This window comes from Roseinatronobacter sp. S2, assembly GCF_029581395.1.
Taxonomy (GTDB): domain Bacteria; phylum Pseudomonadota; class Alphaproteobacteria; order Rhodobacterales; family Rhodobacteraceae; genus Roseinatronobacter.
On record NZ_CP121113.1, the window covers coordinates 1,505,169 to 1,531,606 of the forward strand.

The 26,438-nt window shown below is 60.9% G+C and carries 25 protein-coding genes and 1 other RNA gene; 20 read left to right on the forward strand and 6 right to left on the reverse strand.

Going from position 1 to position 26,438, the window contains the following annotated elements:
* Positions 1 to 5 precede the first annotated feature (5 nt).
* From P8S53_RS07125 to P8S53_RS07145, 5 genes are all read left to right on the forward strand, one after another.
* On the forward strand, positions 6 to 1,004 hold the full coding sequence (locus tag P8S53_RS07125; protein ID WP_277806448.1) for a tripartite tricarboxylate transporter substrate binding protein: 999 nt from the start codon (positions 6 to 8) through the stop codon (positions 1,002 to 1,004).
* A gap of 307 nt (positions 1,005 to 1,311) precedes the next feature.
* On the forward strand, positions 1,312 to 1,881 hold the full coding sequence (locus P8S53_RS07130; RefSeq protein WP_277806449.1) for a tripartite tricarboxylate transporter TctB family protein: 570 nt from the start codon (positions 1,312 to 1,314) through the stop codon (positions 1,879 to 1,881).
* Positions 1,881 to 3,395: a tripartite tricarboxylate transporter permease gene (locus P8S53_RS07135; protein ID WP_277806450.1), complete on the forward strand. Its 1,515-nt coding sequence runs from the start codon at positions 1,881 to 1,883 to the stop codon at positions 3,393 to 3,395. Before P8S53_RS07130 ends, P8S53_RS07135 begins: the two co-directional genes overlap by 1 nt.
* A 3-nt stretch (positions 3,396 to 3,398) precedes the next feature.
* The gene (locus P8S53_RS07140; protein ID WP_277806451.1) at positions 3,399 to 4,250 is read left to right on the forward strand and encodes a shikimate dehydrogenase; all 852 of its coding nucleotides are present in this window, start codon (positions 3,399 to 3,401) and stop codon (positions 4,248 to 4,250) included.
* Positions 4,247 to 6,127, forward strand: a complete 1,881-nt coding sequence (locus P8S53_RS07145; RefSeq protein ID WP_277806452.1) for a bifunctional sugar phosphate isomerase/epimerase/4-hydroxyphenylpyruvate dioxygenase family protein — start codon at positions 4,247 to 4,249, stop codon at positions 6,125 to 6,127. Before P8S53_RS07140 ends, P8S53_RS07145 begins: the two co-directional genes overlap by 4 nt.
* Positions 6,128 to 6,134: 7 nt before the next feature.
* Here the strand turns inward: P8S53_RS07145 and P8S53_RS07150 are convergent, their stop codons facing one another.
* From P8S53_RS07150 to P8S53_RS07170, 6 genes are all read right to left on the reverse strand, one after another.
* A complete protein-coding gene (locus P8S53_RS07150) occupies positions 6,135 to 6,365 on the reverse strand; it encodes a ribbon-helix-helix domain-containing protein (RefSeq protein ID WP_277806453.1) in 231 nt (76 codons plus the stop codon).
* Positions 6,362 to 6,544 (reverse strand): DUF4169 family protein, encoded by a 183-nt coding sequence (locus P8S53_RS07155; protein ID WP_277806454.1) that lies wholly within the window; start codon positions 6,542 to 6,544, stop codon positions 6,362 to 6,364. Before P8S53_RS07155 ends, P8S53_RS07150 begins: the two co-directional genes overlap by 4 nt.
* Before the next feature lie 295 nt (positions 6,545 to 6,839).
* The gene (fumC, locus tag P8S53_RS07160; RefSeq protein ID WP_277806455.1) at positions 6,840 to 8,234 is read right to left on the reverse strand and encodes a class II fumarate hydratase; all 1,395 of its coding nucleotides are present in this window, start codon (positions 8,232 to 8,234) and stop codon (positions 6,840 to 6,842) included.
* Between the two features lie 481 nt (positions 8,235 to 8,715).
* Positions 8,716 to 9,183 carry an SspB family protein gene (locus P8S53_RS07165; protein ID WP_277806456.1) on the reverse strand — a complete coding sequence of 156 codons (468 nt, stop codon included), beginning with the start codon at positions 9,181 to 9,183 and terminating at the stop codon, positions 8,716 to 8,718.
* A 190-nt stretch (positions 9,184 to 9,373) separates the two neighbouring features.
* Positions 9,374 to 9,723, reverse strand: a transfer-messenger RNA (tmRNA) gene (gene ssrA / locus P8S53_RS21300).
* Positions 9,724 to 9,820: 97 nt separating this feature from the next.
* Complete coding sequence (locus P8S53_RS07170; RefSeq protein WP_277806457.1) at positions 9,821 to 10,372, reverse strand: winged helix DNA-binding protein; 552 nt, start codon at positions 10,370 to 10,372, stop codon at positions 9,821 to 9,823.
* A 107-nt stretch (positions 10,373 to 10,479) separates the two neighbouring features.
* Here P8S53_RS07170 and P8S53_RS07175 point away from each other — a divergent pair, with 107 nt between their 5' ends.
* From P8S53_RS07175 to mraY, 15 genes are all read left to right on the forward strand, one after another.
* Positions 10,480 to 11,241 carry an allophanate hydrolase subunit 1 gene (locus P8S53_RS07175; RefSeq protein WP_373418517.1) on the forward strand — a complete coding sequence of 254 codons (762 nt, stop codon included), beginning with the start codon at positions 10,480 to 10,482 and terminating at the stop codon, positions 11,239 to 11,241.
* Positions 11,241 to 12,260: a biotin-dependent carboxyltransferase family protein gene (locus P8S53_RS07180; RefSeq protein ID WP_277806459.1), complete on the forward strand. Its 1,020-nt coding sequence runs from the start codon at positions 11,241 to 11,243 to the stop codon at positions 12,258 to 12,260. The genes P8S53_RS07175 and P8S53_RS07180 overlap by 1 nt, the downstream gene beginning before the upstream one ends.
* On the forward strand, positions 12,257 to 13,033 hold the full coding sequence (locus P8S53_RS07185) for a LamB/YcsF family protein (protein ID WP_277806460.1): 777 nt from the start codon (positions 12,257 to 12,259) through the stop codon (positions 13,031 to 13,033). The genes P8S53_RS07180 and P8S53_RS07185 overlap by 4 nt, the downstream gene beginning before the upstream one ends.
* On the forward strand, positions 13,030 to 13,890 hold the full coding sequence (locus P8S53_RS07190; RefSeq protein ID WP_277806461.1) for a LysR family transcriptional regulator: 861 nt from the start codon (positions 13,030 to 13,032) through the stop codon (positions 13,888 to 13,890). Before P8S53_RS07185 ends, P8S53_RS07190 begins: the two co-directional genes overlap by 4 nt.
* Before the next feature lie 81 nt (positions 13,891 to 13,971).
* On the forward strand, positions 13,972 to 14,805 hold the full coding sequence (locus P8S53_RS07195; protein ID WP_277806462.1) for a putative hydro-lyase: 834 nt from the start codon (positions 13,972 to 13,974) through the stop codon (positions 14,803 to 14,805).
* A 39-nt stretch (positions 14,806 to 14,844) separates the two neighbouring features.
* A complete protein-coding gene (locus tag P8S53_RS07200; protein ID WP_277806463.1) occupies positions 14,845 to 15,885 on the forward strand; it encodes a TRAP transporter substrate-binding protein in 1,041 nt (346 codons plus the stop codon).
* A gap of 27 nt (positions 15,886 to 15,912) precedes the next feature.
* Positions 15,913 to 16,473: a TRAP transporter small permease subunit gene (locus P8S53_RS07205; RefSeq protein ID WP_277806464.1), complete on the forward strand. Its 561-nt coding sequence runs from the start codon at positions 15,913 to 15,915 to the stop codon at positions 16,471 to 16,473.
* A complete protein-coding gene (locus tag P8S53_RS07210) occupies positions 16,470 to 17,750 on the forward strand; it encodes a TRAP transporter large permease (protein WP_277806465.1) in 1,281 nt (426 codons plus the stop codon). Before P8S53_RS07205 ends, P8S53_RS07210 begins: the two co-directional genes overlap by 4 nt.
* Positions 17,751 to 18,635: 885 nt before the next feature.
* On the forward strand, positions 18,636 to 19,172 hold the full coding sequence (gene mraZ, locus P8S53_RS07215) for a division/cell wall cluster transcriptional repressor MraZ (RefSeq protein ID WP_277806466.1): 537 nt from the start codon (positions 18,636 to 18,638) through the stop codon (positions 19,170 to 19,172).
* Positions 19,169 to 20,158, forward strand: coding sequence for a 16S rRNA (cytosine(1402)-N(4))-methyltransferase RsmH (gene rsmH / locus P8S53_RS07220; protein WP_277806467.1), 990 nt, complete (start codon positions 19,169 to 19,171; stop codon positions 20,156 to 20,158). Before mraZ ends, rsmH begins: the two co-directional genes overlap by 4 nt.
* Positions 20,159 to 20,164: 6 nt before the next feature.
* Positions 20,165 to 20,539 (forward strand): hypothetical protein, encoded by a 375-nt coding sequence (locus P8S53_RS07225; RefSeq protein ID WP_277806468.1) that lies wholly within the window; start codon positions 20,165 to 20,167, stop codon positions 20,537 to 20,539.
* Positions 20,536 to 22,332: a penicillin-binding protein 2 gene (locus P8S53_RS07230; RefSeq protein ID WP_277806469.1), complete on the forward strand. Its 1,797-nt coding sequence runs from the start codon at positions 20,536 to 20,538 to the stop codon at positions 22,330 to 22,332. Before P8S53_RS07225 ends, P8S53_RS07230 begins: the two co-directional genes overlap by 4 nt.
* Before the next feature lie 59 nt (positions 22,333 to 22,391).
* Complete coding sequence (locus tag P8S53_RS07235) at positions 22,392 to 23,879, forward strand: UDP-N-acetylmuramoyl-L-alanyl-D-glutamate--2,6-diaminopimelate ligase (RefSeq protein WP_277806470.1); 1,488 nt, start codon at positions 22,392 to 22,394, stop codon at positions 23,877 to 23,879.
* Complete coding sequence (gene murF / locus P8S53_RS07240; protein ID WP_277806471.1) at positions 23,876 to 25,315, forward strand: UDP-N-acetylmuramoyl-tripeptide--D-alanyl-D-alanine ligase; 1,440 nt, start codon at positions 23,876 to 23,878, stop codon at positions 25,313 to 25,315. The genes P8S53_RS07235 and murF overlap by 4 nt, the downstream gene beginning before the upstream one ends.
* Positions 25,316 to 25,325: 10 nt before the next feature.
* The gene (gene mraY / locus P8S53_RS07245; RefSeq protein ID WP_277806472.1) at positions 25,326 to 26,411 is read left to right on the forward strand and encodes a phospho-N-acetylmuramoyl-pentapeptide-transferase; all 1,086 of its coding nucleotides are present in this window, start codon (positions 25,326 to 25,328) and stop codon (positions 26,409 to 26,411) included.
* Positions 26,412 to 26,438: the final 27 nt, after the last annotated feature.

Here is a 26,438-nt window from a genome sequence, read left to right on the forward strand (position 1 = left end):
ATATAATGAAATATACTGTATTCGGTGCAGTTTCCGCCGCACTTATCGGGGCAGGGGGCGCTATGGCGCAGGATTTCCCAACCAAGGAAATTCAGGGCATTATCCAATGGGGGGCCGGTGGGTCAACCGATGTTGTGATGCGGTCTGTGACCCCGCATGCCGAAGCGGTGCTTGGCGGCACGGTTGTGATGCAGAACATGACTGGCGGCGTGGGCGCGATTGGTCTGAACCATGTGGCCGATCAGGCGGCAGATGGCTACACATTGCTGATGGGCGCGGAAAACCCGCTGCTGTACAAGGTCATGGGCCTTGGCGACAAGGATTACAGCGACTTCATCGCGATCAACCTGCTGGCACGCGGCACGCCTATTCTGGTTTCCGGCCAGAACACACCGTATAACGATTATGCTGAACTGATGGAATTCATCGCGGAAAACCCCGGTGAAGTGCGCTTTGGCGCAACTGGTCCCGGCGGCCTGCCATCGGTTATCACGGCGATGATGAACGCGGTCGAGGGTGAGTTGGATGTGATCTCCGTTCCCTTTGATGGTGATGGCCCCGCACTGACCGCGCTGCAAGGTGGCGCGATTGACGTGATGCCCGCCGTTCTGGGCGCCGCGATCGAAGGCATTCGCGCAGGCACAATGAAGCCGCTGGCCGTGTTCGATGTGGAATCGAATGAACGCCTGCCCGACGTGCCGACCGTTGCATCGTTCAATGACGCCTATGATGATCTGTTGCCATGGGGGCCGTTTTTCGGAATTTTCGTGAAAAACGGAACACCTGATGATGTGGTCGGCGCGCTTCAGGCTGCGTATTCCGAAGCCGCCCAGAATGCCGATTTTGTCGAGATGATCGACAATCGCGGCTTCACCATGATGAATATTGCCGGTGACGAAGCCGCCGACTTCATGAACCGCTGGCAGCAAAACACCACATGGCTGCTGCATGATGCGGGTGTGACGCAGAATTCGCCCGAAGATTTCGGCATCGAACGGCCCTGAACGCCTTGGACCAGACCCGTGATGCGGGTCTGGTTTCACCGCCCGTCTGCCTGATGGGCGGTATATTATTCTACCGGTTTGCGGCTTGATACTGCCAGCCCGACCTGTGGACGTTTAATTTGCCGCAATTTCAGTTCGCTGATCCTTGGTGGATTTCCTGAAATTGCTTTACGCCCGTGTTGCGCAGGCGACCATTCGGAATGCCAACACATGATCCGCAGCCGGACGCGCGATGTGCCACAAAAGCTGGCTTTTGTAGGGCACGACATGCGCCGGTTGCTGGCTCGCCCGATGCAGGGAGGATGCAATGGACCCCAATTTCCGCGGTGACGATGATCATCATGACGGAACCTCGGACGCGACACCGGGGGGATATCCGCAACAACGCCGCCCCGGAGAGGTTTTCTTTACCTGCTTCTTGCTGGTGGCAAGCGCGGTCTTGCTGAATGAGGCCTTTGGCATATCGGGGTTTGACAAATTGTCTGCACCCGGCACTGTGCCGGTTGTGACCGCAGCCATTATGGTGGTGTGCATGGCGATTATCTTTTTCCAGACAATCCGCCTGCCGAAAGTCACCGGCGAAAGCATTGCGCGCGACATTCTGCCATGGCGGGTGCTGGCCTTTGTCGGGTGTCTGGTCGCCTATGCGCTGGCCGTGCGCCCTTTGGGTTTCTTGCCCACAACGGCTTTGTTTCTGGTGTTCGGTATCCGGCTTTTGGGGCGCGGGTGGGTGTTTTCCGTGGGCGTGGGGCTGGGGGCGCTGGTCTGTATCTGGATCGTGTTCCGCATTGTGTTCACTGTGCTTATGCCGCCCGGTATCGTGCCTGAAGCGGAACTTGTGCAGATCATCCGCAATCTGTTCAGCGGGGTCCGGTGATGGAGGCGCTTTCAGCATTTGTAACGGTTCTGGCCCAACCGCAGCTTCTGGCGCTGGTGGCGCTGGGCACATTCGCGGGCATCTATATCGGGGCCATTCCGGGCCTGTCGGTGACGATGGCAGTGTCGATCCTGATTTCGTTCACCTTCTCATGGTCGGTCTATCCGGCGCTGGCGCTGATGGTGGGCATCTATATGGGGGGCGTGTATGGCGGCGCGCGCACCGCGATTTTGTTAAACATTCCCGGCGCACCGTCGGCCATTGCCACGGCGCTGGACGGCTACCCGATGGCCAAACGCGGCGAGGCCGGTCAGGCCATCGGGGTCAGCACGGTCATGTCCGTGATCGGCGGCTTTGTCGGAATTGCGGTGCTGGCCGTGGCCGCGCCGCTGGTGTCGGATTTCGCGCTGCGGTTCCAGCCGCGTGATTACATGTTTCTGGCGGTGCTGGGCATTTTGCTGGTGGGGTCACTGTCGACGGGATCGCTGGTCAAGGGTATCTTCGCCGGTGCGCTGGGCATTGCCATTGGCGCAGTCGGGCGCGACCCGCTGACCTTCACGCCGCGCTTTACCTTTGATCTGTCGCTGCTGAACGGGGGCATTTCCTTTATCGCGGTCATGATCGGCATGTTCGGCGTATCTGAGGCGCTGTTGCAACTGCACCATGTCGACAAGAAGGCCATTCGCCAGAAGGTGGGCCGCATCATTCCGTCATGGAAGGTGGTGCGAAAACACCTGCCCTTGTCGATGCAGACATCGACCATTGGCGTGACCATTGGCGCTTTGCCGGGCACGGGCGGCGATATTGCGGCGCTGATGGCCTATGACCATGCGAAACGTGTCACCAAGAACCCTGAACGCCCCTTTGGTGATGGGGCCATGGAAGGGCTGGTTGCGCCAGAGGCCGCGAATAATGCAGCCGTTGGCGGCGCGTTCGTGCCCATGATGACACTGGGCATTCCCGGTGATGCGGTGACCGCGATCATGATCGGTGCGCTGTTCATCCACGGGCTGAACCCCGGCCCGATGCTGATGATCGACCGCCCCGAAATGTTCTGGTTCATCGTGGGCGCGCTGACATTTGCCAATATTTTCTTGTTGATTTTCGGCCTGACGGGGATACGGCTGTTCACCAAACTGGTGGAAATGCCGCGCGCCGTGCTGATCCCGCTGATCCTGATCCTGTCGATCGTGGGGGCCTATGCGGTCAATAACGCGATTACCGATGTCTACTGGATGCTGGGTTTTGGTGTGCTGGGCTATTTCATGCGCCATTACGGCTATCCGCTGGGTCCGGTTATTCTGGGGGTGATCCTGTCGCGCTTGCTGGATGACAACTGGCGGCGTGCGATTATCACCGCACGCGAGGATTGGGGCCGCTTCTTTGACGGCGTGTTTTCAAGCCCGCTGTCATCGGTGTTGCTGGCCGCCATTATCTTTATTTTCCTGTCGCACACGCCGCCCTGGAAATGGGCGAAAGCGCGGTTTTTCGCACGCCCCAAACCAAAAGAGTGACCTATGACCCCTGATCTGCTGCTTGGCCTGATTGGTGACAATATCGCTGCATCGCGTTCACCGCTTTTGCATGTTCTGGCGGGCAGGCAGAACGGGAAGCGCGTGCAATATGACCGGCTGGTGCCCGCAGCACTGGGTCTGGATTTTGCAGCCGTGTTTGCGGGTGCCGCAGCGCAAGGGTATCGCGGGCTGAACATCACCTACCCCTATAAGGAAAAGGTGGTGGCGCATGTCACGGTTGCCGATCCGCAGGTGCGCGCGGTGGGCGCGGTCAACACGGTGCTGTTCGGACCGGACGGGCCAATGGGCCACAACACTGATTATTCGGGTTTTATCGCCGCCTATCGCGGTCTGCGCGGGGATGCGCCAACCGGCGCGGTGTTGATGATTGGCACGGGCGGTGTGGGGCGTGCGGTGGCGTTCGGGTTGGTCGCGCTGGGGGTGCAGGACTTGCGCCTTGTGGACCGCGACCGCGCCAAGGCCAGCGCGCTGGCCGCGGATTTGCAGCGCGCCGCGCCGCAATTGTCGGTGCAGATTGCCGATTGTGCTGAAACGGCGGCATCGGGCGCGCAGGGGGTGGTCAACTGCACCCCTGTCGGTATGGTGGGCTATGGCGGCACGCCGCTTGCGCGCAGCGCCTTGGCGGGAACGCAATGGGTGTTCGATGCGGTCTATACGCCTGCACAGACGCAGTTTCTGACAGATGCCCGCGCGCAAGGTGCGCAAGTGCTGTCGGGGTGGGAATTGTTTTTCTGGCAGGGCGTGCAGGCATGGGCGCTGTTCTCAGACGGGTTGGGGCTGGATCTGGCACGCCTGCGCGCCGACCTGCTTGCCCCTTCGGAGGATGCTGTATGAAACTGTCCCTTGCCACTGTGTCCATTGCCGGTGATCTGCGCCAGAAGCTGGCGGCCATTGCCGCCGCAGGGTTCGACGGGGTCGAGATATTCGAGCAGGACCTGATCGCGTCAGATGCCAGCCCGCGCGAAATCGGGCGGATGGTGCGCGATCACGGGCTGGAGATCACGCTGTTCCAGCCCTTCCGCGATTTTGAAGGGCTGCCGGAGCCGCTGCGCAGTCGTGCTTTCGCGCGGGCGGAACATAAGTTCGACCTGATGGGGGAGTTGGGCTGCGATCTGATGCTGGTGTGTTCAAACCTGCATCCGGCGGCGCGCGGGGGCGTGGACCGGTCTGCCGCCGATCTGCACGCGTTGGGGGAACGTGCCGCACGCCGTGGCCTGCGTGTGGGGTATGAAGCGCTGGCCTGGGGGCGGCATGTCAATGACCACCGCGATGCATGGGAAATTGTGCGCCGCGCGGACCATCCCGCACTTGGGCTGGTGCTGGACAGTTTTCATACCCTTGCGCGCGGCATAGATGTGGACACCATCCGCCGCATTCCCGGCGACCGCATTTTCTATGTGCATCTGGCCGATGCGCCGCGCATTGACATGGACCTGCTGTATCTGTCGCGCCATTTCCGGTGCATGCCGCTGGAAGGGGAGATGGATGTTGTGGGCTTTGCGCGGGCGGTTCTGGCCACAGGGTATGACCATGTATTCAGCCCCGAAATTTTCAACGACCAGTTTCGCGGCGGTGTCGCAGGCGTCATCGCGCGCGACGGGTTGCGGTCGCTGAAGGCATTGCTGGATGCGGCGCGCCGGGCGGAACCGCACCTGCCGCAGCGCCTGCCCGCCATGCCCGCGCCCCAACAGGCGCAGGATGTGGCGTTTCTGGAATTCGCCACATCAGCGGATGAAGAACACGATCTGGGGGCGTTTCTGGCGGGGGCAGGGTTTGAACATGCCGGAAATCATGTGTCCAAATCCGTGTCCCTGTGGCGGCAGGGCAATATCAACATTCTGATCAATACAGAAACGCGCGGCCATGCCCATATGACATGGGTGAACCACGGAACCAGCATCAGCGAGATTGCCCTGCAAGTGCCCGACGCTGCCGCCGCGCAGACCCGCGCGCACGAACTGGGCGCATTGGCCGATGATGAAACCGAACATGGCCCCGGTGAATTGTCGATCCCTGCGCTGCACTCTCTGGGTGGCGGGCTGCTGCGCTTGCTGGATGACGGGCCGGAACTGCGGCGTATCTGGGAACGTGATTTTGCGGTGCAGCCAGTATCGGGCGGGGCCGGGTTGAGGCGCATTGACCATATCGGCCAGACCATGGCCTATGATGAAATGCTGAGTTGGTCGTTATATTACACCACCTTGTTTGATGCGCAGAAATCACCCATCGTTGATGTTATTGACCCCGGCGGTTTGGTCCGGTCACAGGCCATCAAAAGCGGTGGTCTGCGCCTGACATTGAACGGGGCTGAAAACCACCGCACTTTCGCCGGGCGCTTCATTCAGGACAGTCTGGGCGCATCGGTGCAGCATGTGGCCTTCAGCACCGACGATATATTCGCAAGTTCTGCCAAACTGGCCGCATGCGGGTTTGAACGGCTGCGGCTGGGTGCCAACTACTATGCCGATCTGAAGGCGCGTTTCGGGTTGCCGCAAGACCTTGTGGACCGGCTGGAGGGGGAGAGCATTCTGTATGATGAGGATGAGGGCGGCAGCTTCTTTCAGCTGTTCAGCATGCCGCGCGGGGACGGGCTGTTTTTCGAGGTTGTCCAGCGCGATGGCCGCCATGATGGCTATGGTGCGCCAAACGCGCCCTACCGTATTGCCGCACAGCGCCGTGTGACACGCGGACAAGGCATGCCAATACGCTGAACGCCGGTCAGGGGTCGTGCAGGTCGGGGTGCAGCGCTGTTTCCAGCACAAACACCCTGATGGCAGAGGCCAGCCCGATATCGCCGCGCGTGGCGTCGATTTGCGCGGCCAGCACATTCAGCGCCACCCCGCGTTCACGCGCGATGCGGCGGAATTCCCGCCAGAAGATATCTTCCAGCGACACGGATGTGCGATGCCCGCGCAATGTCAGCGAATGTTTGACGGGCCGCCCGCTCATGTATCGGGGTCGCGCCTGTGCGCGTCAAGTTCCGCGCGTGCCTTGGCGGTGCGCGCGTCCTGCAAACTGCGCTCGGCTTTGCTGCGGCCATGTTTGGCGGCATTGGCATCCGCCATCTGCCGCCCCTTGGCGCGGGCGGTCTGCTTGCGGGCGGTGCGAAGGTTGATGATCTGGCTCATGGTTGCCAAGGTAGCGGTGCAGGGGCAGGGGGCGCAACAAGGAAAGTGGGGGCGACCGAACACCACACGTCAAGATGTGCCCGCGCCCGAACCGAGGGGTGGGCGAGAAGCGCCCGCCCCGTGGGGGCGGTTCGGGCGCTGCCCGTGCGTTGCACGGGCAAAAGTTGTCTTGTCGCCAAGTGATATTTCATAGCGGGGTTGCGGCGCATTCAGGGGGCATTGCTGGCTGATGTGCCTGTTGGCTATGGTCCCTTGCGCGCAAAGTCAGCGCGCCCTTTCGGGCGCGCCAGACCGTTCAGTCCTTAGGGCCGATCATATCCTCTGGCCGCACAACGCGGTCGAAGGTTTCGGCGTCCACAAATCCCAATGCGATGGCTTCTTCCTTCAATGTCGTGCCGTTCTTATGCGCGGTCTTGGCCACTTTGGTGGCGTTGTCATAGCCGATGGTGGGCGCAAGTGCTGTGACCAGCATCAGCGATTCCTTCATCAGGCGGTCGATGCGTTCCACATTTGCGCGGGTGCCCACCACCATGTTATCGGTGAAGCTGGACGCAGCGTCGCCCAGAAGCTGCATGGATTGCAGCACGTTATAGCTCATCATCGGGTTATAGACGTTCAGCTCAAAATGTCCCTGCGACCCTGCAAAGCCCACCGCCGCATCATTGCCCATGACATGCGCGCACACCATGGTCAGTGCCTCGGCCTGTGTGGGGTTGACCTTGCCGGGCATGATGGAACTGCCCGGTTCATTTTCAGGCAGGATCAACTCCCCCAGTCCCGAACGCGGGCCGGACCCCAGAAGCCGCATGTCATTGGCGATCTTGAACAGTGACCCCGCCACGGTTTTCAGCGCGCCCGAAAACATGACCATCGCATCATGCGCGGCCAGTGCCTCGAATTTATTGGGGGCGGTGACGAAAGGCAGGCCGGTGATTTTTGCGATATGGGTTGCGACATTCACATCCCAGCCCTTGCGGGTGTTCAACCCCGTGCCCACAGCCGTGCCGCCCTGTGCCAGCTCATAGATATGGGGCAGGCACATTTCCACGCGCGCTATGCCCATTTTCACCTGATGGGCATAGCCGCCGAATTCCTGCCCCAGCGTCAGGGGCGTGGCGTCCTGGGTATGCGTGCGCCCGATCTTGATGATATCCTTGAATTCGTCGGATTTCGCGGCGAGTGCTGCATGCAGCTTGTGCAGCCCCGGCAACAGCACATCGCGCGCCAGCATGCCGATGGCCACATGCATGGCGGTGGGAAAGGTGTCATTGCTGGACTGGCCCATATTGCAATGATCATTGGGGTGAACAGGTTTTTTCGACCCCATTTCGCCGCCCAGAATTTCAATCGCGCGGTTCGAGATCACCTCATTCGCGTTCATGTTGGATTGGGTGCCTGACCCTGTTTGCCACACCACCAGCGGGAAATTGTCGTCAAACTTGCCTTCAAACACTTCCTGCGCGGCTGTCGTGATGGCGTCCGCCAGTTCCGCATCCAGCGTGCCTTGTTCGCGGTTGACCAATGCACAGGCCCATTTGACAGCGCCAAGCGCGCGGATGATGGGCACGGGCTGGCGTTCCCAGCCGATGGGAAAGTTGATGATGGAGCGCTGCGTCTGCGCGCCCCAATACTTGTCTGCGGGAACGTCAAGCGGGCCGAAACTGTCGGTTTCAGTGCGGGTGGTGGTCATGGGCAGGCTCCATTGTCTTGGACAGGATTTGCCCAGTGCTTAGCGGCTTGGCGGGGGGAAATCAATCAGTATGCGATGGCATACTAAGCGGGCTGTGCGTCGTGCTATGGTCTGAGCGGGGAAGGGTGTGCTGTCTTTGGCCTTTTGCTGACATCGGGGAAGCCCCAAGGCGCGGAATCAAGGCCGTAGGCCGCCGCGCCATAGGTCTGGCCGTCCCGCGGCCCGCCGATTTGGCTGATGGCAGGCCAAGTCCTTGAACGCAGGAATATGCAGCTTGCATAAACTGCGCGTCTCAAATGTCGGATCGGCAGACCCCGGCCCACCGATAGCGCGGGCTTTGTCCAAGCGCAAATGATCGTAAAAGACCAGTTCCTGCCGGGCTTGCGGGGTTCAGCTGCGATGATTCTGCCCGCAAATTTATGATGCGCGGACCTGTTTCCTGCATTCCCGCGACAATGCGCGCGCGGGGGCAGTCCCCTGATTACTTGCGAAACTTGTCCAGACTGACGACTTCGCCGCTTTTCTCCTCTGACGGGGCGTCTTCCATCATCGGGGCCTCGTCAAAGCTGTCGTCTTCGTCCTCGTCGTCTTCATCGCCCTGCAATTCGAACCGCAGGCCGAATTCTACCGACGGGTCAACAAATGTCGAAATCGCATCGAAGGGAATATACAGCGGTTCAGGCGAATTGCCGAAATTCAGCGTGATCGCGAACCCGTCAGGATCGACCACCAGATTGTCGAACCAGTTTTGCACCACAAGCGTGATTTCTTCGGGATAGCGGTCGCGCAGCCAGTCGGCCATCTGCATGTCAGGGTGGCCGGTATCAACGGTGATGAAGAAATGATGCGCGCCGGGCAGGCCGTTTTGCGCCACACCTTCCATCACGCTGCGGATCAGGCCGCGCATGGCTTCGTGCATCAAATTGCCGTAATCTATGCCGCGTGTCATGTCTGGTTCAACCTTCGCATTTTGCCGTGCCCCATGTGACGTATTCCATGTGACATGTCCCATGTGCCTTGCTTTTGCAGCATAAGCAAATCATCCCCGAATGAAAGAGGGGGGACGCGCTTTTTGCCACTTTTTGCCAGCCGCCTGCCATTCGTGCAAAGACGTCGTCAAAGTTGGCTATATGTATGAAAATGCAGGCTTCTGTTGCCAGGTGCCTGCGAACCCCGCCTTACGCGGCTAAGCGCAAGGGCTTAAGTTTCGGTTTGGTTACTGCTTACGCAGCAACTGCTACCGGAGCACGGTTGTCATTTGCAACTGTACGATTTGCACCGATAACGGTGGTGGCTCACCGAGACAAAGCTAACCCCTTTAGACGTTCGTCGATCCTGTTTCGGCCCCATTGTCCCCAAATGAAGGATGAATGGTGGAGCCGCCGGGTACCGCCCCCGGGTCCGATCCGCTTATTACGAGCGCGTTTATGTCCATAGTCCCTTGCGGAACATGCCTAATGTAGGGGGCGACGGGCGCGGATGCAAGGGGCGTGACGCGATGCATCGCGCGATCATCGGTTCTGGATTGGCGCGCATGACGGGCGATTGCGACAGTTTCTTAAGCAGTTCCCCGACTGCGGCATGGGTCACATCGCCGCAGCCGCGCGTGCGGCCTGATCATAGGCCCCTGACAACGTGCGCAGCATGGCCGCCATGCGGCTGATATCGGCAGGGTCATGGCCCATCTGGCGGGCGGCGCGCACGACCAGCGCTTCGCGGATTTCGGCGTAGCGGGTGCACAGCGCCTGCCCTTCGTCGGTTATGGCCACGGTTTTTTCCTTGCCCGTGCGCCCTGTCCTGACCAGCCCGTGCTGCACCAGTTTGCGGATGGCGTAATTGGCCAGATGCGTGTCCTCAATATTCAGCACAAGGCAGATATCTGCCAGCGTCTTGGTGCGGTCGCGGTGGTTGACCAGATGCACGATCAGCACGTCCAGCGGTGACAAGCCCGGCATGCCTGCGGCGGTCATGCAGCGCACCATCCAGCGTTGAAAGGCATTATTGGCCATGGTCAGGGCAAATTCCAGTTCGGACAGCGCAGGCAGGGACGAATTCGCCAGATGCGCCGAGCTGACGACCGGCCCGATATCTGCGGGAAAGCTGTCATGTTGCGGTGCGGTATCAGGGGGGCGCGTCATGGGATTACATCCTGTCAGGGGCGGAGCGTGAGAGATACATTGACAATTTGACGATAAATTGTCAATGTAATGCAAGCGAGTAAAGGGAAGGGGCTTGTGTGGCCGACATTACCGACATTACCGACATAGGCGATGCGGCCGCGGGCCTGCCGTCGATCAAGTCGATTGGCGTCGATGGGCTGCTGGTCAGCTTCGGGTCGCAGCTGAACGAGGCTGCAAACCGTGCGGCGCTGGCGTTTCGCGCCGCGATCGAGGCGGAAGACCTGTCAGCGGTTGTGGAAACGGCAACCTCGCTTACGTCAACTTATCTGCGCTTTGATCTGGACGGTGCGGATCATGCGCAGTTGCGTCGCAAGCTTGCCGATATGCTTGCGCATCGCGACTGGTATCAGGCCCCGTTGCCCCAAGGGCGCAGGCTATGGCATGTGCCAGCGGTGTTTGGCACCGATCTTGCACCGCAGCTTGATGATGCCGCCGAACTGGCGGGCCTGTCGGCCAAGGACGCAATCGCCGCGATCTGTGCTGCCCCTTTGCGTGTGCAGACCATTGGTTTCGCGCCGGGCCAGCCATACTTGGGCGAATTGCCGCCCGAATGGGACATTCCGCGCCAGACCAGCCTGACACCGCGCGTGCCCGAAGGGGCATTGGCGGTGGCCATTCGCCAGATGGTGCTGTTTTCCGTCAGCACACCCACAGGCTGGCGTCATGTCGGCCAGACGGCGCTGCGGCTGTTCCGGCCGGACCAGCCCGACCCGTTTGTGCTGCGCCCTGGCGACGAGGTGGTCTTCAAGCCTGTCACGCGCGAAGAATATGAAAACATCCGCCAGAGCGATGACGCGGGCGGTGCCGTGTCGGAGAAGCTGGGCTGATGGCAGGGATCACGGTGCAACGCGCAGGGCCGGGGGTCACGCTTCAGGATCGTGGCCGCGCGGGATATCTGGCGCAGGGCCTGTCACGCGGCGGTGCGGCTGATCTGCTGGCACTTGCAGAAGGGGCGGCGTTGCTGGGGCAGGATGACAGTTTCGCGGCGATCGAAGTGGCGGGCAGTTTTGTGACCTTTCAGGTGTCCGACCCTGTGCGCATTGCGCTGACGGGCGCACCGATGCGCGCGCACTGTGATGGGGCGGCGCTGGCATGGAATGCCAGCCACATGCTGCCCGCAGGGGCCACGCTGGATCTGGCAGGCAGTGCGGGCGGCTACAGCTATGTGCATATCGGCGGCGGGATTGATGCGGATGTGATGCTTGGCGCGCGCTCCGCGCATCTTGCGGCGGGCGTGGGGCGGATGCTGGCAGACGGGGACAACCTGACGACCGGTGCTGACAATGGCACACGCGTGGGCCAGACATTCACGCCTTTGCCGCGCTTCGATGGCGGCACCTTGCGGTTGGTGCAAACCCCGCAAACGCGGCTGTTTGCGCAGGCGGAACTTGCGCGGTTTCAAGACACCACCTTTTGCAAGGATGCACGTGGCAACCGTATGGGCCAGCGGCTGGTGTGTGACGGTGCGGGGTTTGGTCTGGATGCGGGCCTGAATATTCTGTCGGAAACCATTGTTCCGGGGGATGTGCAGATCACGGGTGACGGTGCGCCGTTTGTGCTGCTGGCCGAATGCCAGACAACGGGCGGTTATCCACGCATTGGCACGGTGCTGCCGTGCGATCTGCCGCGACTGGTGCAGGCCCCGCAGGGCGCTGCGCTGAAATTCGCCTTTGTCGATCTGGAACAGGCCGTGGCGCTGGAACGCGCAGAGGGGGCGCGCCGTGCCGGATTGCGCGGTGGTCTGCGCCCGATGATCCGCGACCCGCATGACATGGCCGATCTTCTGGCCTATCAATTGATCAGCGGCGTCACGCGCGGCGATGATCTGGAAAGGGAAATGCCATGATCACACGGATAGACCTGAATGCAGATATGGGCGAAAGTTTCGGCCCGTGGCCCATGGGCGCGGATGCAGACCTGCTGAAGGTGATCACCTCGGCCAATATCGCATGCGGATTTCATGCGGGCGACCCCGATGTGATGGCGCAGGCGATGGGGCTGGCGGTGGAAAACAGGGTGGGGATCGGCGCGCATCCGGGCTTGCCGGACCTGCAAGGTTTCGGGCGGCGGCGCATGCAGATCGCACCTGTTGAGGCGCGCAATCTGGTGGCCTATCAACTGGGTGCCGCGCAGGCCATGGCGCGTCAGGCAGGCGGGCAGGTGCGCCATCTGAAACTGCATGGCGCACTGGCCAATATGGCCGCCGAGGATGAAGCCCTTGCGCGCGCCTGCTATGAAGCGGCATTGGCCGTTGATCCGCAGATCATCCTGATGGTGATTTCCGGCACCGCACAGGCCGTTGCGGCCCGCGCCCTTGGCGCGCGCATGGCATCCGAGATTTTTGCCGACCGCGCCTATACCGAGCAGGGGCTGTTGATGGACCGCAAGCTGCCCGGCGCGGTGATCCATGATCCCGAACAGGTTTGTGCGCGTATTCTGGCCATGCTGAAGGCGGGTGCGATTATCACGGCGCAGGGCACGCATTTGCCCGCGCAGATCGACACCATCTGCCTGCATGGCGACACAGACGGTGCCGTGGCGCTGGCCCATGCGTTGCATGCGGGCTTAAGGGCGGCGGGTATCAGCGTGCAGCCCTTTGACGGTGCGCGCGCGCTGTGACGCTGGACCAGTTACAGACGTTTCTTTGGGTTGCGCGCTTGCAGGGCGTGCGCCGCGCCGCCGAACAGATGAATATTTCGCAACCCGCAGTGACCGCGCGCTTGCAGGCCCTTGAGGACACGCTTCAGGTCAAACTGTTTGAACGCACGACACGCGGGGTGGTGCTGACACGCGAAGGCGAGTTGCTGCGCGGATATGCCGAGCAGATTATCTTTGTGCAGGAAGAAATCCGCCAGCGTGTCAGTGACCCAACGGGACTGGAAGGGTTGTTTCGTGTCGGCGCGTCGGAAACCATAGCCGAAACATGGCTGCCCCGTTTTCTGGAAGGGCTAAGCCGACAATACCCGCGCCTGAATCTGGAACTGACCGTCGATATATCTTTCAACCTGCGCGAGGCGCTGCTGGCGCGCCAGCTTGATCTGGCCCTGCTTATGGGGCCTGTATCGGCCTATTCGGTCAATAATGTTGCGCTGCCCAGTTTTGAATTGGGCTGGTATCGGGCGGCCAAAGGCGGACCGCCCGATTTTCTGAAAACGCCTGTCATCAGCTATGCGCGCAACACCCGCCCTTATCGTGAACTGGTCGAGGAATTAGGCAAACGCCACGGCCCGGGCGTGCGGGTGTTCAGCTGTGCGTCGCTGTCGGCCAGTATCCAGATGATTGCATCGGGTATCGGGGTCGGGCCGATCCCGAATGCACTGGCGCAGGACCGTGTCACGTCTGGGCAATTATGCCGTTTCGACCCCGGCTGGACCCCGTCATCGCTGGATTTCACGGCATCCTGGATGGCAGAGCCGCGCAATTCACTGGCTGAACGCTGCGCGCATTTCGCAGCAGAAGTGGCACGGCTTTGGTGATCACCTGAATTGATCATCAAGTATCAAAAATTACGATTTGATCTGATACAACTTATCCGCAACCATCCCCCATAACGGCGCATGACAACAAGCAGGGGGGCGGGCGTGACAGATCAGGGCATAGGCAGTTCCCCAACACTGGCCGAATTGCGCGCGGCGATCCGTTCAGGCGCATTCAGCGGCCACACTGCCGGACTTGCGCCGGGTAAGCTGCAATGCAACATCGCCATCCTGCCGGGCGCCTATGCGCTGGATTTTCTGCGCTTTTGTCTGCGCAACCCCAAACCCTGCCCGATTGTGGGGGTTGGTGAAACGGGCGACCCTGCCTTGCCAACATTGGGGCCGGATATTGATGTCCGCCATGATCTGCCGCGCTACCGGCTGTATCGGGATGGCCAGTTCGCCGAAGAAGTGACGGATATCGCCGCGCATTGGCGCGATGACATGGTGACGGTCGCGCTTGGGTGTTCGTTTACGTTCGAACGTGCGCTGATGGCGGCAGGCATTCCCATGCGCCATGTCGCGCAGAACCTGACGGTGCCCATGTATCGCACATCCCTGCCGCTGGAGCAGGGCAATATGTTCGGCGGGACCATGGTGGTGTCCATGCGCCCGCTGCGCGGTGGCGATGTGCCCCGCGCGGTGGAAATCTGCGCGCAATACCCGCTTGCGCATGGCGCGCCCGTGCATGTTGGGGACCCGGCAGCCATCGGTATTGCCAATCTGGATGCGCCCGAATGGGGGCAGGCGGTTCGCATGGACCCCGATGACGTGCCGGTATTCTGGGCATGTGGCGTGACATCGCAAAACGCACTGCTGTCCGCAGGCATCCCGCTGGTTATCACGCATGCGCCCGGACATATGCTGATTGCCGACATTGACGAGGGTGCGGCGCAGCCAATCTGGAAACCATAAGAAACGATAAGAAACCCTCAACCAACAGTGGAGAGACCCATGAAACTCAAGCTTGCATCAACGCTTATGTTGTCCAGCGCGCTGGCCATGCCGGCCAGTGCCGAAATGTTGTCTGTGGTCGGCAGTTGGTCAAACCTGCCCCTGCACCAGCAGTTCGAGGCCCCGTTCTGGAATGAAACCCTGCCCGCCGCGTCAGATGGCGCGCTGGAGGTTGCATTGACCACGCATAATGAAATGGGCCTTGGCGTGGGCGATGTGTTCAACCTGCTGGGCGATGGTGTGTATGATGTCGCCATGACCGTGGGCGATTACGCTGTGGCCGATGCGCCAGAGCTGGAGGGTCTTGATGTGCCGCTGGTCGCACTTGATGCCGACACGGCACTGGCCATGGTCGACGCCGCGCGCCCGATGGTGGATGATATCTTCCGCGAACGGTTCAACAGCCATGTGCTTGCGATTGCGCCCTATCCGCCGCAGATCGTGTTTTGCAATGCCGAAGTGTCGGGGCTGGATGACATGCGCGGGCTGAAAGTGCGCGGGTCGGGCCGGATGACCGCGAAACTGCTGGAAGCGCTGGGCGCAGAGGGCGTGAATGTCGATTTCGGCGAAGTGCCGGGCGCATTGCAGCGCGGCGCGATTGACTGCGCGGTGACGGGCGCGGGGTCGGGCTACAATGCGGGGTGGTGGGAAGTGTCCACCCATCTGGTCACGCTGCCACTGGGCGGCTGGGACCCTGTGGTGACGGCCATCAATCTGGATCTCTGGAACAGTCTTGATGCCGATATGCAGGACCTGATCGCGGCCACCATCGCCACCGAATTCGAAGCGCCCGCATGGGCCTCGGCGCAGGATGCGCTGGTCAATGATGTGGCCTGCCTGACAGGCAATGGCGACTGCCCTTACGGCGATGCGCGTGATATGGTCCTTGTTGAAGCGTCAGAGGCCGATTTTGACGCCGCCCGCACTATCCTGATTGCCGAAGTGCTGCCCGACTGGGCGGCGCGCGCGGGCAATGACTGGGCGCAACGCTGGAATGACAGCGTGGGCGCGGTGGTTGGCGTGACGGTCCCGCTGGATTGATAGCCGCTACATAAAAAGGGGCAGCACATGGTCATGCGGATTTTCGATCTTCTGCGTCAGATAAACCGCGTGATCGCGCTGGTGGTGGGCTTGGGTCTGCTGGCCTGCGTGGGCTATGTGCTGCTCGAAATCACTTTGCGCCGCTTTGGCACATCGCTGGGCGGCACAACGGAAATCACCGGCTATGTGATGGCCGTAACGACAGCATGGGGTATGGGCTTTGCGCTTCTTGAACTGTCCCATATCCGGATCGAGGTGTTGCGCACCCGCCTTGCAAGCTGGGGGCGGGTGTTTCTGGACCTGCTGGCGATGCTGGCCATGTCGGCCACGGTGATCATTATTGCCTTTCGGGCATGGCCCGTTCTGGCGCGGTCCATCACCAACAATTCGCGCGCCAACACTGTGCTGGAAACACCCCTATGGATCCCGCAAAGCCTGTGGTTTGCGGGGTGGGTGTGGTTTGCGCTTATGTGCAGCGCGGTCACGCTGCTGTGCATTATTCTGGTGTTGCAGGGCAAACCGGGCGTGGTGGAGCGCCGCATCGGCATTCGCAACGAGATCGCGGATGAACTGGAGCAATCGAGATGATCCTGTACATCTTCAGCGGGTTGCTAGGGCTGATGGCGCTGACCATTCCGGTGGGCATTGTGTTGTTTTTGCTGGGGTTTGGCGTGGACCAGTTTTTCACGCCCTTCCCGTTGATCCGCGGCCTTGGGCAGTTTGTGTGGTCGTCGTCAAATTCCTCGACCCTGATCGCGATTCCCTTCTTTGTGCTGTTGGGCGAAGTGCTGGTGCGCGGCGGGGTGGCGGCGAAAACCTATGCAGCACTTGATCGCTGGCTAAGCTGGCTGCCGGGCGGGCTGATCCATGCCAATATCGGCACGGCGACGCTGTTTTCGGCCACGTCAGGTTCATCGGTGGCCACAGCGGCGACTGTGGCGACGGTCGCGATGCCGCAGGCAGAACGGCTGGGCTATGACCCACGCCTGTTTTCAGGCGCAATTGCTGCGGGCGGGACATTGGGCATCATGATCCCGCCGTCCATCAACCTGATCGTCTATGGTTTTCTAACCGAAACATCGATCCCGCAACTGTTCGTGGCGGGGCTTATACCGGGGTTGATGCTGGCCATGGGCTTTAGTATGCTGACCGCGCTGATCTGCATGGTGCGCCCCGAACTGGGGGGCGAGCGGCGGCGCTACCCTTTTCCCGAAATGCTGGGCGTTCTGGTGCATCTGATTCCGATCTTTCTGCTATTTGCCGCGATTGTCGGGTCCATCTATCAAGGCTGGGCCACACCGACCGAAGCGGCCGCTGTGGGCGTTGGCATGGCCTTTGTGATCGCGGGTCTTTCGGGGGGCGTAAACTGGCCCATGCTGAAGGAATCGTTGTTTGGCACCATGCGCATCACTGCAATGATCATGCTGGTGGTGCTGGGCGCGGCGTTTCTGAATTTCACCTTGTCCAGCGCAGGGCTGGGCCGCGAATTGCGCGCCTTCATGGAAGGGCTGGGGTTTACCCCGTTCATGACGCTGATGGTGATTGTCGCAATCTATATCGTGCTGGGGTTCTTTATTGAGACGCTGTCGCTGATGGTCATCACCATTCCCATCATGGTGCCGATTGTCGTGGGGCTGGGCTATGATCCGATCTGGTTCGGCATTCTGATGATCGTGCTGGTGGAAATGGCGCTGATTACGCCGCCCGTGGGGCTGAACCTATATGTGGTGCAGGGGGCAAGGCGGGGCGGCAACCTGTCCGAGGTCATGATCGGCGCGATTCCCTACGCAGGCCTGATGCTGCTGATGGCTTTTTTGTTGATCGCGGTGCCGGATCTGGCGCTGTGGTTGCCTGCAAACCTGTAAAGGGGCGTATCTGCCTGAACTTTGCTTTCAGACCGATCAGGGGCCGCTTGTCATAGCGATTGCAAAGCTGTTGGTGGCGGGCAGGCGGATTGCGCATCACTACAAGATCACGGAATTGCCGGTAGTGTCCTGAGGGCGGGGTGAGCATCACGACGTCACAATCAGAACAGGTGACTACGCCGCCTGCGGGTGCGCCATCCGTCGGACCGCCAAACCCGCGCGAGCATGCCCCTGCACACTGCCGGTACTGCGGATGGTATTTTATGGGAATGACGCTTCATCCAGACGGTAAGCACCCGCGCAATGGGCTGATTGCAAATGACATCCGAATCAACGGCCCGTGATTCGCCGTGATTTCAGGTGATTCCCGCCAGAATCCGCAAAATTGACCATTCGATCTGGCATTTTGTTGTTGCCGATATGCAACGTTGGGGCAGTTGCGTAAAAATATTCCGAACTTTCTTCAGGCCCATGAAGTGCTGAATGGGACGGCATGGTCATGCGGCATTTGGGGCGGTTCTTGGAATGTTCACGCAACATCTAGTGATTTTTGGAATTCCATTACTGAATACAGTAGGATTGTCGCGCGGTCCAGCCATTGCCTACCCGTATTTTCCAGTTGATTACCATGCATTCCCATGTCATCCCTTTATGCAAGATAGACGGGCAGTAAAGGGGCAACAAAGACCCCGACCGAGGCAGACAGTTTCATACAGGCACCCGCTTTATCTTGAAACAAACAGATCCGGCGCGCAGGCAGGCAGCATTTCCTCCCCCAAGGACGCAGCGCAAACCGGGCACCCAGCGATGGGACAGTCGGCGGATCGGGCAGTGGCAGCAGCTCGATCCGCCGTTTTCATTTTCAGATCCCGCTGGACGGGGTCCATGACAAAAAGGGACCGCCGGGCAGTGGCACGCAGGTTCAGAGGCTCCTTCCACCAAAAGGTGGACAGCAAGGGAAGGGTATCAATCCCGGCCTCTTTCCGTCGTGTTGTCGAAACCGGAGATCCCGACTGGACCGACGGCCTGCGCCCCAATCTGGTGATCGTCTACGGCTTGGACGACCAGAACTGGCTGGATTGCTACACCGTCAACGCCATCGAGGATATCGAAGAACGCATCGACCAGATGCAACCCGGCAGCGATGACCGCGAAGCGCTGGAATTGCTGTTTCACGGGCTGGCGCAGGACATTCAGATTGACGAAGACGGCCGTATCGTGCTGCCGCAAAAGCTGCGTGACAAGATTGGTCTGGATGGCGATGAAAAGGCGCTGTTCATTGCGCTGGGTGACCGGTTCCAGATCTGGCGCGAAGACACGTTTGAAGCGACCAAGACAGCGGCAACCCGCGCCTATATGGCCGATCAGGGACCGCGCTTCAATCCGCTGACGAAATTGCCACCGCGCCCCAGTTCGACATGACACCGCAGGAACAAGCCCCCCATATTCCGGTTCTGATACGCCCCATTCTGGCCCATCTGGCCCCTGTTTCAGGGGTCTGGCTGGACGGCACATTCGGGGCGGGCGGGTATGCCCGCGCGCTGCTGGATGCGGGCGCGGGTCAGGTGATCGGCGTGGACCGTGACCCGCTGGCGCTGGACATGGCGCGCGACTGGGCGGGACGCTATGGTGACAGACTGCGGCTGGTTCAGGGAAATTTTGCCCAGCTTGACCAGCATGCGGGCGGGCCCGTGGACGGGATTGTGCTGGATCTTGGCGTGTCGTCGATGCAGCTTGATCAGGCTGAACGCGGCTTTTCATTCGGCAAGGATGGCCCGCTGGACATGCGTATGTCGCAATCGGGACCAAGTGCCGCCGATCTGGTGAACACCGCGCCCGAAGCCGTCCTGGCCGATATCCTGTATCATTACGGCGAGGAACGTGCATCACGCAGGATTGCGCGCGCAATCGGTCGCGCGCGGGCTGAAAGTCCCGTCACAACAACGCTGCACCTGTCCGAAATTGTTTCAAGCTGCCTGCCGCGTCCGAAACCCGGCCAAAGCCACCCCGCCACCCGCAGCTTTCAGGCGCTACGCATTGCGGTGAACACCGAATTCGAATCCCTTGTGCAGGGGTTGGAAGCGGCGGAACGCGCGCTGCGTCCCGGCGGCAAGCTGGCGGTTGTCAGCTTTCATTCGCTGGAAGACCGTATCGTGAAGCGCTTCTTGCATCTGCGTGCCGGGCAGGGCGGGCGTGCCAACAGATATGCGCCCGAAGCGCCGACAGATGCCCCGCGCTTCAGCCTTGTTGAAAAACGCGGGGTCAGTGCGGATGCCGATGAACTGGCGCAAAACCCGCGCGCGCGGTCTGCGCGGTTGCGCATGGCATTGCGCACCGATGCCCCCGCCGCAAAAGCCGACCGTGCCGCCCTTGGGTTGCCGGGACTTGCCCTTGATAATCTGGAATAGGACATCATGCGAAGTTTTCTGTATTTCCTGACTGCTTTGGCCGTGATCGGTCTTGCCGCATGGGCCTACCGTGAAAACCACCTGACCCAGCAGGCCATGAATGAACGCCGCGCGCTAGAGCGCGAAGTTGCAAGCCTGAGCAATGCCATAACCATCCAGCGCACCGAATGGGCCTATCTGAACCGCCCAGACAGGCTGCGCGAACTTGTGGATGTGAATTTCGCGCGTTTGCGGCTGGTGCCTATGACCGCAGACCATTTCGGCGAAATCGGACAGGTCGCCTATCCGCTGCCGGTGCTGCGCAGCGACTATTCCACCGCCGTCGAAGTGTTCGGTGATCTGCAATCCACCCCCCCCGCGCCACAGGAGGACACGCCATGATGCGCACCCCGCTGCGTCCGCTGGCGCGTGTGCTGAAAGCGCGCGAAACCGGCGAAAACCCTGACTATATCGAACAGGAAAACCGCCGTCTGCGCCTTGAAAACATGCGCGACGCGGCCCGCAATCAAGCCGAGGGGCGCTTGTTGACGCTGGCGTTGCTGTTCTTATGTGGTTTTGTGCTGCTGGGCGCGCGCATGGGGCTTCTGGCCGCGACCGCACCGCTTGAAATGAGTGTTGGGCTGTCCGAGGATATTTCCAGCGCGCGCGCCGATATTCTTGACCGCGAAGGGCGCGTTCTTGCCACGAACCTGCCCACCCATGCGCTATATGCCGAAACCCGCCGTATGGTGGACCCGGTGCGCGCGGCCCGGGAACTGGCGCGCATCTTCCCCGATATTGATGCCGACCGCATGGCTGCACGGTTTACCGACCCGCAGCGCCGCTTCATCTGGATACGCGCCCAGCTGTCGCCCGAACAACAACAGGCCGTGCATGACATTGGCGAGCCGGGCTTGTTGTTTGGCCCGCGTGACATGCGCGTCTATCCAAATGGCCGCATTGCCGCACATGTCCTTGGTGGCGCGCGCTATGGCCAGCAAGGGGTGCGCGCAGCGGAACTGCTGGGGGTTGCGGGAACGGAATTGTATTTTGACAGCCGCCTGCGCGACCCCGCCAAGGTAAAAGAACCGTTGCATTTGTCCCTTGATCTGACGGTTCAGGCCACGGTGACGGAAGTGCTGGAAGGCGGCATGCATATGCTGAATGCCAAAGGCGCATCGGCGGTGTTGATGGATGTCTATACGGGCGAAGTGATCAGCCTTGTGTCCCTGCCGGATTTTGACCCCAACCTGCGCCCCGCCCCCCCGACCGAAGGCGAACCCGCAGACAGCCCGTTGTTCAACCGTGCGGTGCAGGGGTATTACGAACTTGGGTCGGTGATGAAAAGTTTTGCCGTGGCGCAGGGCTTGGATTCGGGCGCGGTCACACCCGCCACTATGATCGACACACGCGGCCCGCTGACATGGGGGCGGTTTCGTATCAATGACTTCCGCAACTATGGGTCGGAATTGTCGGTCAAGGAAGTGATGGTCAAATCGTCAAATATCGGCACCGCGCGCATCATGCAGGCCATTGGCGCCGAAGCGCAGCAGGACTTCTTGCGCAAGTTCGGATTTCTGGACCCTGCGCCGATCGAATTGGCCGAAGCGGCGCGGTCGCGCCCGTTGTTGCCTGATCGCTGGTCGGATTTGTCGGTGATGACCATTTCTTACGGGCATGGCATGTCCACAAGCCCGCTGGCGCTGGCCGCAGGTTACGCCAGCCTTGTCAATGGTGGCCGCAAGATCACGCCGACATTGCAGCGTCAGGAAAATGTGCAGGCGGGCGCGCAGATCATTTCGGCGCAGACATCGCAACAGTTGCGCCTGATGCTGCATCAGGTGGTGCAGGAAGGCACGGCATCGTTCGCGCGCATCGCGGGCTATCCCGTGGGGGGCAAGACCGGATCAGCGGATAAACCGGGGCCGCGCGGCGGTTATATGAAGGATGCGGTTCTGGCGACATTTGCCAGCGTATTTCCATCGCATGACCCGCGCTATGTGCTGATCGTCACCCTTGATGAGGGGGCAGACACCACCGGACCCGAACCGCGCCGCACGGCTGGCTGGACCGCAGTTCCCGTCTCCGCCGAGATTACGCGCCGCATTGCGCCATTGCTGGATATACGGCCCATTCGGCTGGAAGCCGCCAATGCGTCCTTCGATGCTGCACATCAATCTTCAGTGCGCCATTGAACAGCGGTTCCGTTTTGGGCTAACAGGCAGCACTTCCACCCCGCAAGGAGCCAACGCGCGTGACTGACCAGCCGCCTCTACGCCCGCTTTCCGCGCTTGGACTAAGCCCGACCCGCGGGTCCAATGTCATCATCAGCGGATTGGCGCTGGACAGCAGGCAGGTGCGCAAGGGGGCGTTGTTTGCAGCGCTGCCCGGCAGTCGTGTGCACGGGGGTGAATTTATCACCTATGCGCTGCGCATGGGGGCATCTGCCATTCTGACTGACCGCGAAGGCGCCGAAATAGCAAAAGACGCGCTTGCAGGATCAGACGCCGCGCTTGTTCTGGCCGAAGACCCGCGCGCCGCTTTCGCGTCGGCCTGCGCACTGTGGTTTCAAGCCCAGCCATCGCAGATGGTTGCGGTGACAGGCACGAACGGCAAAACATCGGTTGCCAGTTTCGCGCGCCAGATCTGGACGTTTCTGGACCATGACGCCGTGAATTTGGGCACCACCGGTGTCGAAGGGGCGTATTCGGCCCCGCTGGCCCATACCACGCCGGACCCGATTACCCTGCACCGCCTGCTGGCCGAGATGGCGCAGGCAGGTGTCACGCATGCCGCGATGGAGGCATCTTCGCACGGGTTGGACCAGCGCCGCCTTGACGGGGTGCGCCTGCGCGCGGCCGCATTTACCAACCTGTCGCAGGATCATCTGGACTATCACGCCACGATGGATGCCTATTTCGCGGCCAAGGCGCAGCTTTTCGACAGGCTTTTGCCCGATGATGGTGTGGCCGTCATAAATATGGATGACCCGCGCGGGCCGGATATTCTGGCCATTGCCGAAGCGCGCGGGCAGGGCACGCTGACCATCGGGCGGAACAAGGATGCAGATTTGTGCATTCTGGGCCAGCGTTTTGACGCGGCGGGGCAGACGTTGCGCTTCAGTTATGCGGGCAAGACCTATCAGGAATACCTGCCGCTGATTGGCGGGTTTCAGGCTGAAAATGTGTTGGCCGCGGTTGGGCTGGTGCTGGCCTGCGGGGACGACCCTGATGATGTTGCGCTGCGCCTGTCGCTGCTGGACGGGGTGCGCGGACGCATGCAGCTTGCGGGAACGCGCGCCAATGGTGCCCCCGTGTTCGTTGATTATGCGCATACGCCCGGCGCGCTGGAGGTTGCGCTGAAAGCGCTGCGCCCGCATGTCATGGGGCGTCTGCTTGTCGTGTTCGGCGCAGGCGGGGACCGCGACAAGGGCAAGCGTCCGTTGATGGGACAGGCGGCCGCGAACCATGCCGATCTTGCCTATGTGACCGATGACAACCCCAGGTCCGAAGACCCTGCGCAGATCCGCCTTCAGGTTCTGCAAGGATGCCCGGAGGGCCTTGAAGTGTCCGACCGCGCCGAGGCGATCTTGCGCGCAGTCGATGCGCTGGGACCGGGCGATGCGCTTCTGGTTGCAGGCAAGGGCCATGAAACCGGCCAGATCGTTGGCGACACTGTCTATCCCTTTGATGATGTCGAACAGGCAAGCGTTGCCATCGCCGCACTGGAGGCCCGCGCATGACCCTTTGGACAGCATCCGACGCCGCGCGCGCAACAGGCGGGCAGGCCAGCGCCGACTGGACCGCCAGCGGCATTTCGATTGACACGCGCAGCTTGCAGCCGGGGGATTTGTTTGTCGCACTGAAAGCCGCACGGGACGGGCATGATTTCGTGACGCAGGCCCTGCAACAAGGCGCGGCCGCGGCCATGGTGGACCATATTCCAGACGGGGTGCCGCATGATGCACCCCTGCTGATCGTGCCCGATGTGATGGCCGCGCTGAGTGCACTTGGCGCGGCGGGGCGTGCGCGCAGCCGCGCCAAGGTCATTGCTGTGACAGGGTCTGTGGGCAAAACCTCGACCAAGGAAATGCTGCGCGAAATGCTGTCCGAGATTGGCAAGACCCATGCGGCGGAAGCCAGCTTCAACAATCACTGGGGGGTTCCGATAACCTTGGCGCGCCTTGCGCCCGATGCGGATTTCGCGGTCATTGAAATCGGCATGAACCAACCGGGCGAGATTGCACCGCTTGCGCAACTGGCCCGCCCACATGTCGCAATGATTACCACAATCGCGCCTGCGCATCTGGAAGCGTTTGACAGTATCGACGGCATTGCGCATGAAAAGGCCAGTATTTTCAAGGCTCTGGGGCGTGAAGGTCATGCAATATTCCCCTGTGACCTGCCGACAAGTCCGATTTTGCGGGATGCGGCGGTCCGGTCGGGCGCAACACTTTGGCCGTTCGGGTATGGCGCGGATGCTGTCACCCCCGAAGACATGACCCAGACCGAGGCCGCGCTGGTCTTGCGCGCCAATGTTGGCGGGATGCGCGTGTCCGTCAGGCTGGCCAATGCCGGTGCGCATTTCGGCATGAACGGGCTGGGCTGTCTGGCGGTGGCGCAGGCGCTGGGGCTTGATCTGGCGCGCGCAGCCCTTGGCCTTGGTCGTTGGCAGCCGCCTGCGGGGCGCGGGCTGCGCCAGACCATCATGCTGGACACGGTCGAAGAACTGAGCTTCACATTGATCGACGATGCCTTCAACGCCAACCCCGCATCGCTTGAAGCGGCGCTGGACATGCTGGCGAAAATCACCCCCGCGCAGACCCAGACAGGCCGTCGCGGGCGGCGCATTGCCATTCTGGGCGATATGCTGGAACTGGGCCCGCAGGAACATGCCCTGCACGAAGCCATTGCACAGTATACGGCAATAGCCAGCGTGGATCTGGTGCATTGTGTCGGGCCGCGTATGGAAGCGCTGTCGCGGAAATTGCCATTACGCCAGCGTGGACGCCATGTGGCGAAAGCGCAGGATCTGGCCGCAATGGTTCATATGCTGGTCGCCCCCGGCGATATTGTTCTTGTAAAAGGGTCCAAGGCCAGCCGCGTTTCAGGTGTCGTGGACGCGCTACGCGCTTTGGCCGCACCCACGCACGGCAATCGCGACCGGAAAAGAAGCTGAAGGAAGCACCATGTTTTACTTTTTAACCGAATTTGCAGGCACCGTGCCGGGATTCAACCTGTTCCGGTTTATCACGGTGCGCGCGGGTGCGGCCTTCTTTACGGCGCTGATTTTCGGGTTTGTGTTCGGCAAACCGCTGATCAATATGCTGAAGCGGCGACAATCCAACGGACAGCCCATTCGCGAAGATGGCCCCGAAAGCCATTTGCTGACCAAGACCGGCACGCCCACAATGGGGGGGTTGCTGATCTTGTCGGCGCTGACGGTGTCAACCCTGCTTTGGGCGCGGTTGGATAACCCTTATGTCTGGATCGTGCTGCTGGTGACCGTTGCATTCGGCGCAATCGGGTTTGCAGACGATCTGGCGAAAGTGTCCAAGGGCAACGTCAAGGGCGTGCCCGGACGGGTGCGCCTGGGGGTTGGCATTCTGATCGGGCTGCTGGCCAGTGCGGCTGCGATGTATGTGCATCCCGACGATTTGCAAGGCCAGCTTGCGGTCCCCGTGTTCAAGGAAGTGCTGTTGTCGATGGGGTGGTTCTTTATTCCGTTTGGCGCATTTGTCATTGTGGGGGCCGCGAATTCGGTCAACCTGACGGACGGTCTGGACGGGCTTGCCATTATGCCGGTGATGATTGCCGCAACCACGCTGGGGGTGATTGCCTATGCGGTCGGTCGGGTGGATTTCACGGCCTATCTGGATGTGCATTATGTTCCCGGTGTGGGCGAATTGCTGGTCTTTACCGCCGCGCTGGCCGGCGGGGGGCTTGGGTTCTTGTGGTATAACGCCCCACCTGCTGCGGTGTTCATGGGCGATACCGGTTCGCTGTCGCTGGGTGGTGCGCTGGGGGCGATTGCTGTGTCGATCAAGCATGAAATCGTTCTGGCGATTGTGGGCGGTATCTTTGTCGTTGAAACCCTGTCGGTCATCATTCAGGTGTTGTATTACAAGCGCACCGGCAAGCGGGTTTTCCTGATGGCGCCAATTCACCACCATTTCGAGAAGAAGGGCTGGGCCGAACCGCAGATTGTCATCCGGTTCTGGATTATCGCGCTTGTGCTGGCGCTGATCGGGCTGGCCACGCTGAAAGTGCGCTAAGACTGTCCCCCGTGGGAATTGGCAGCC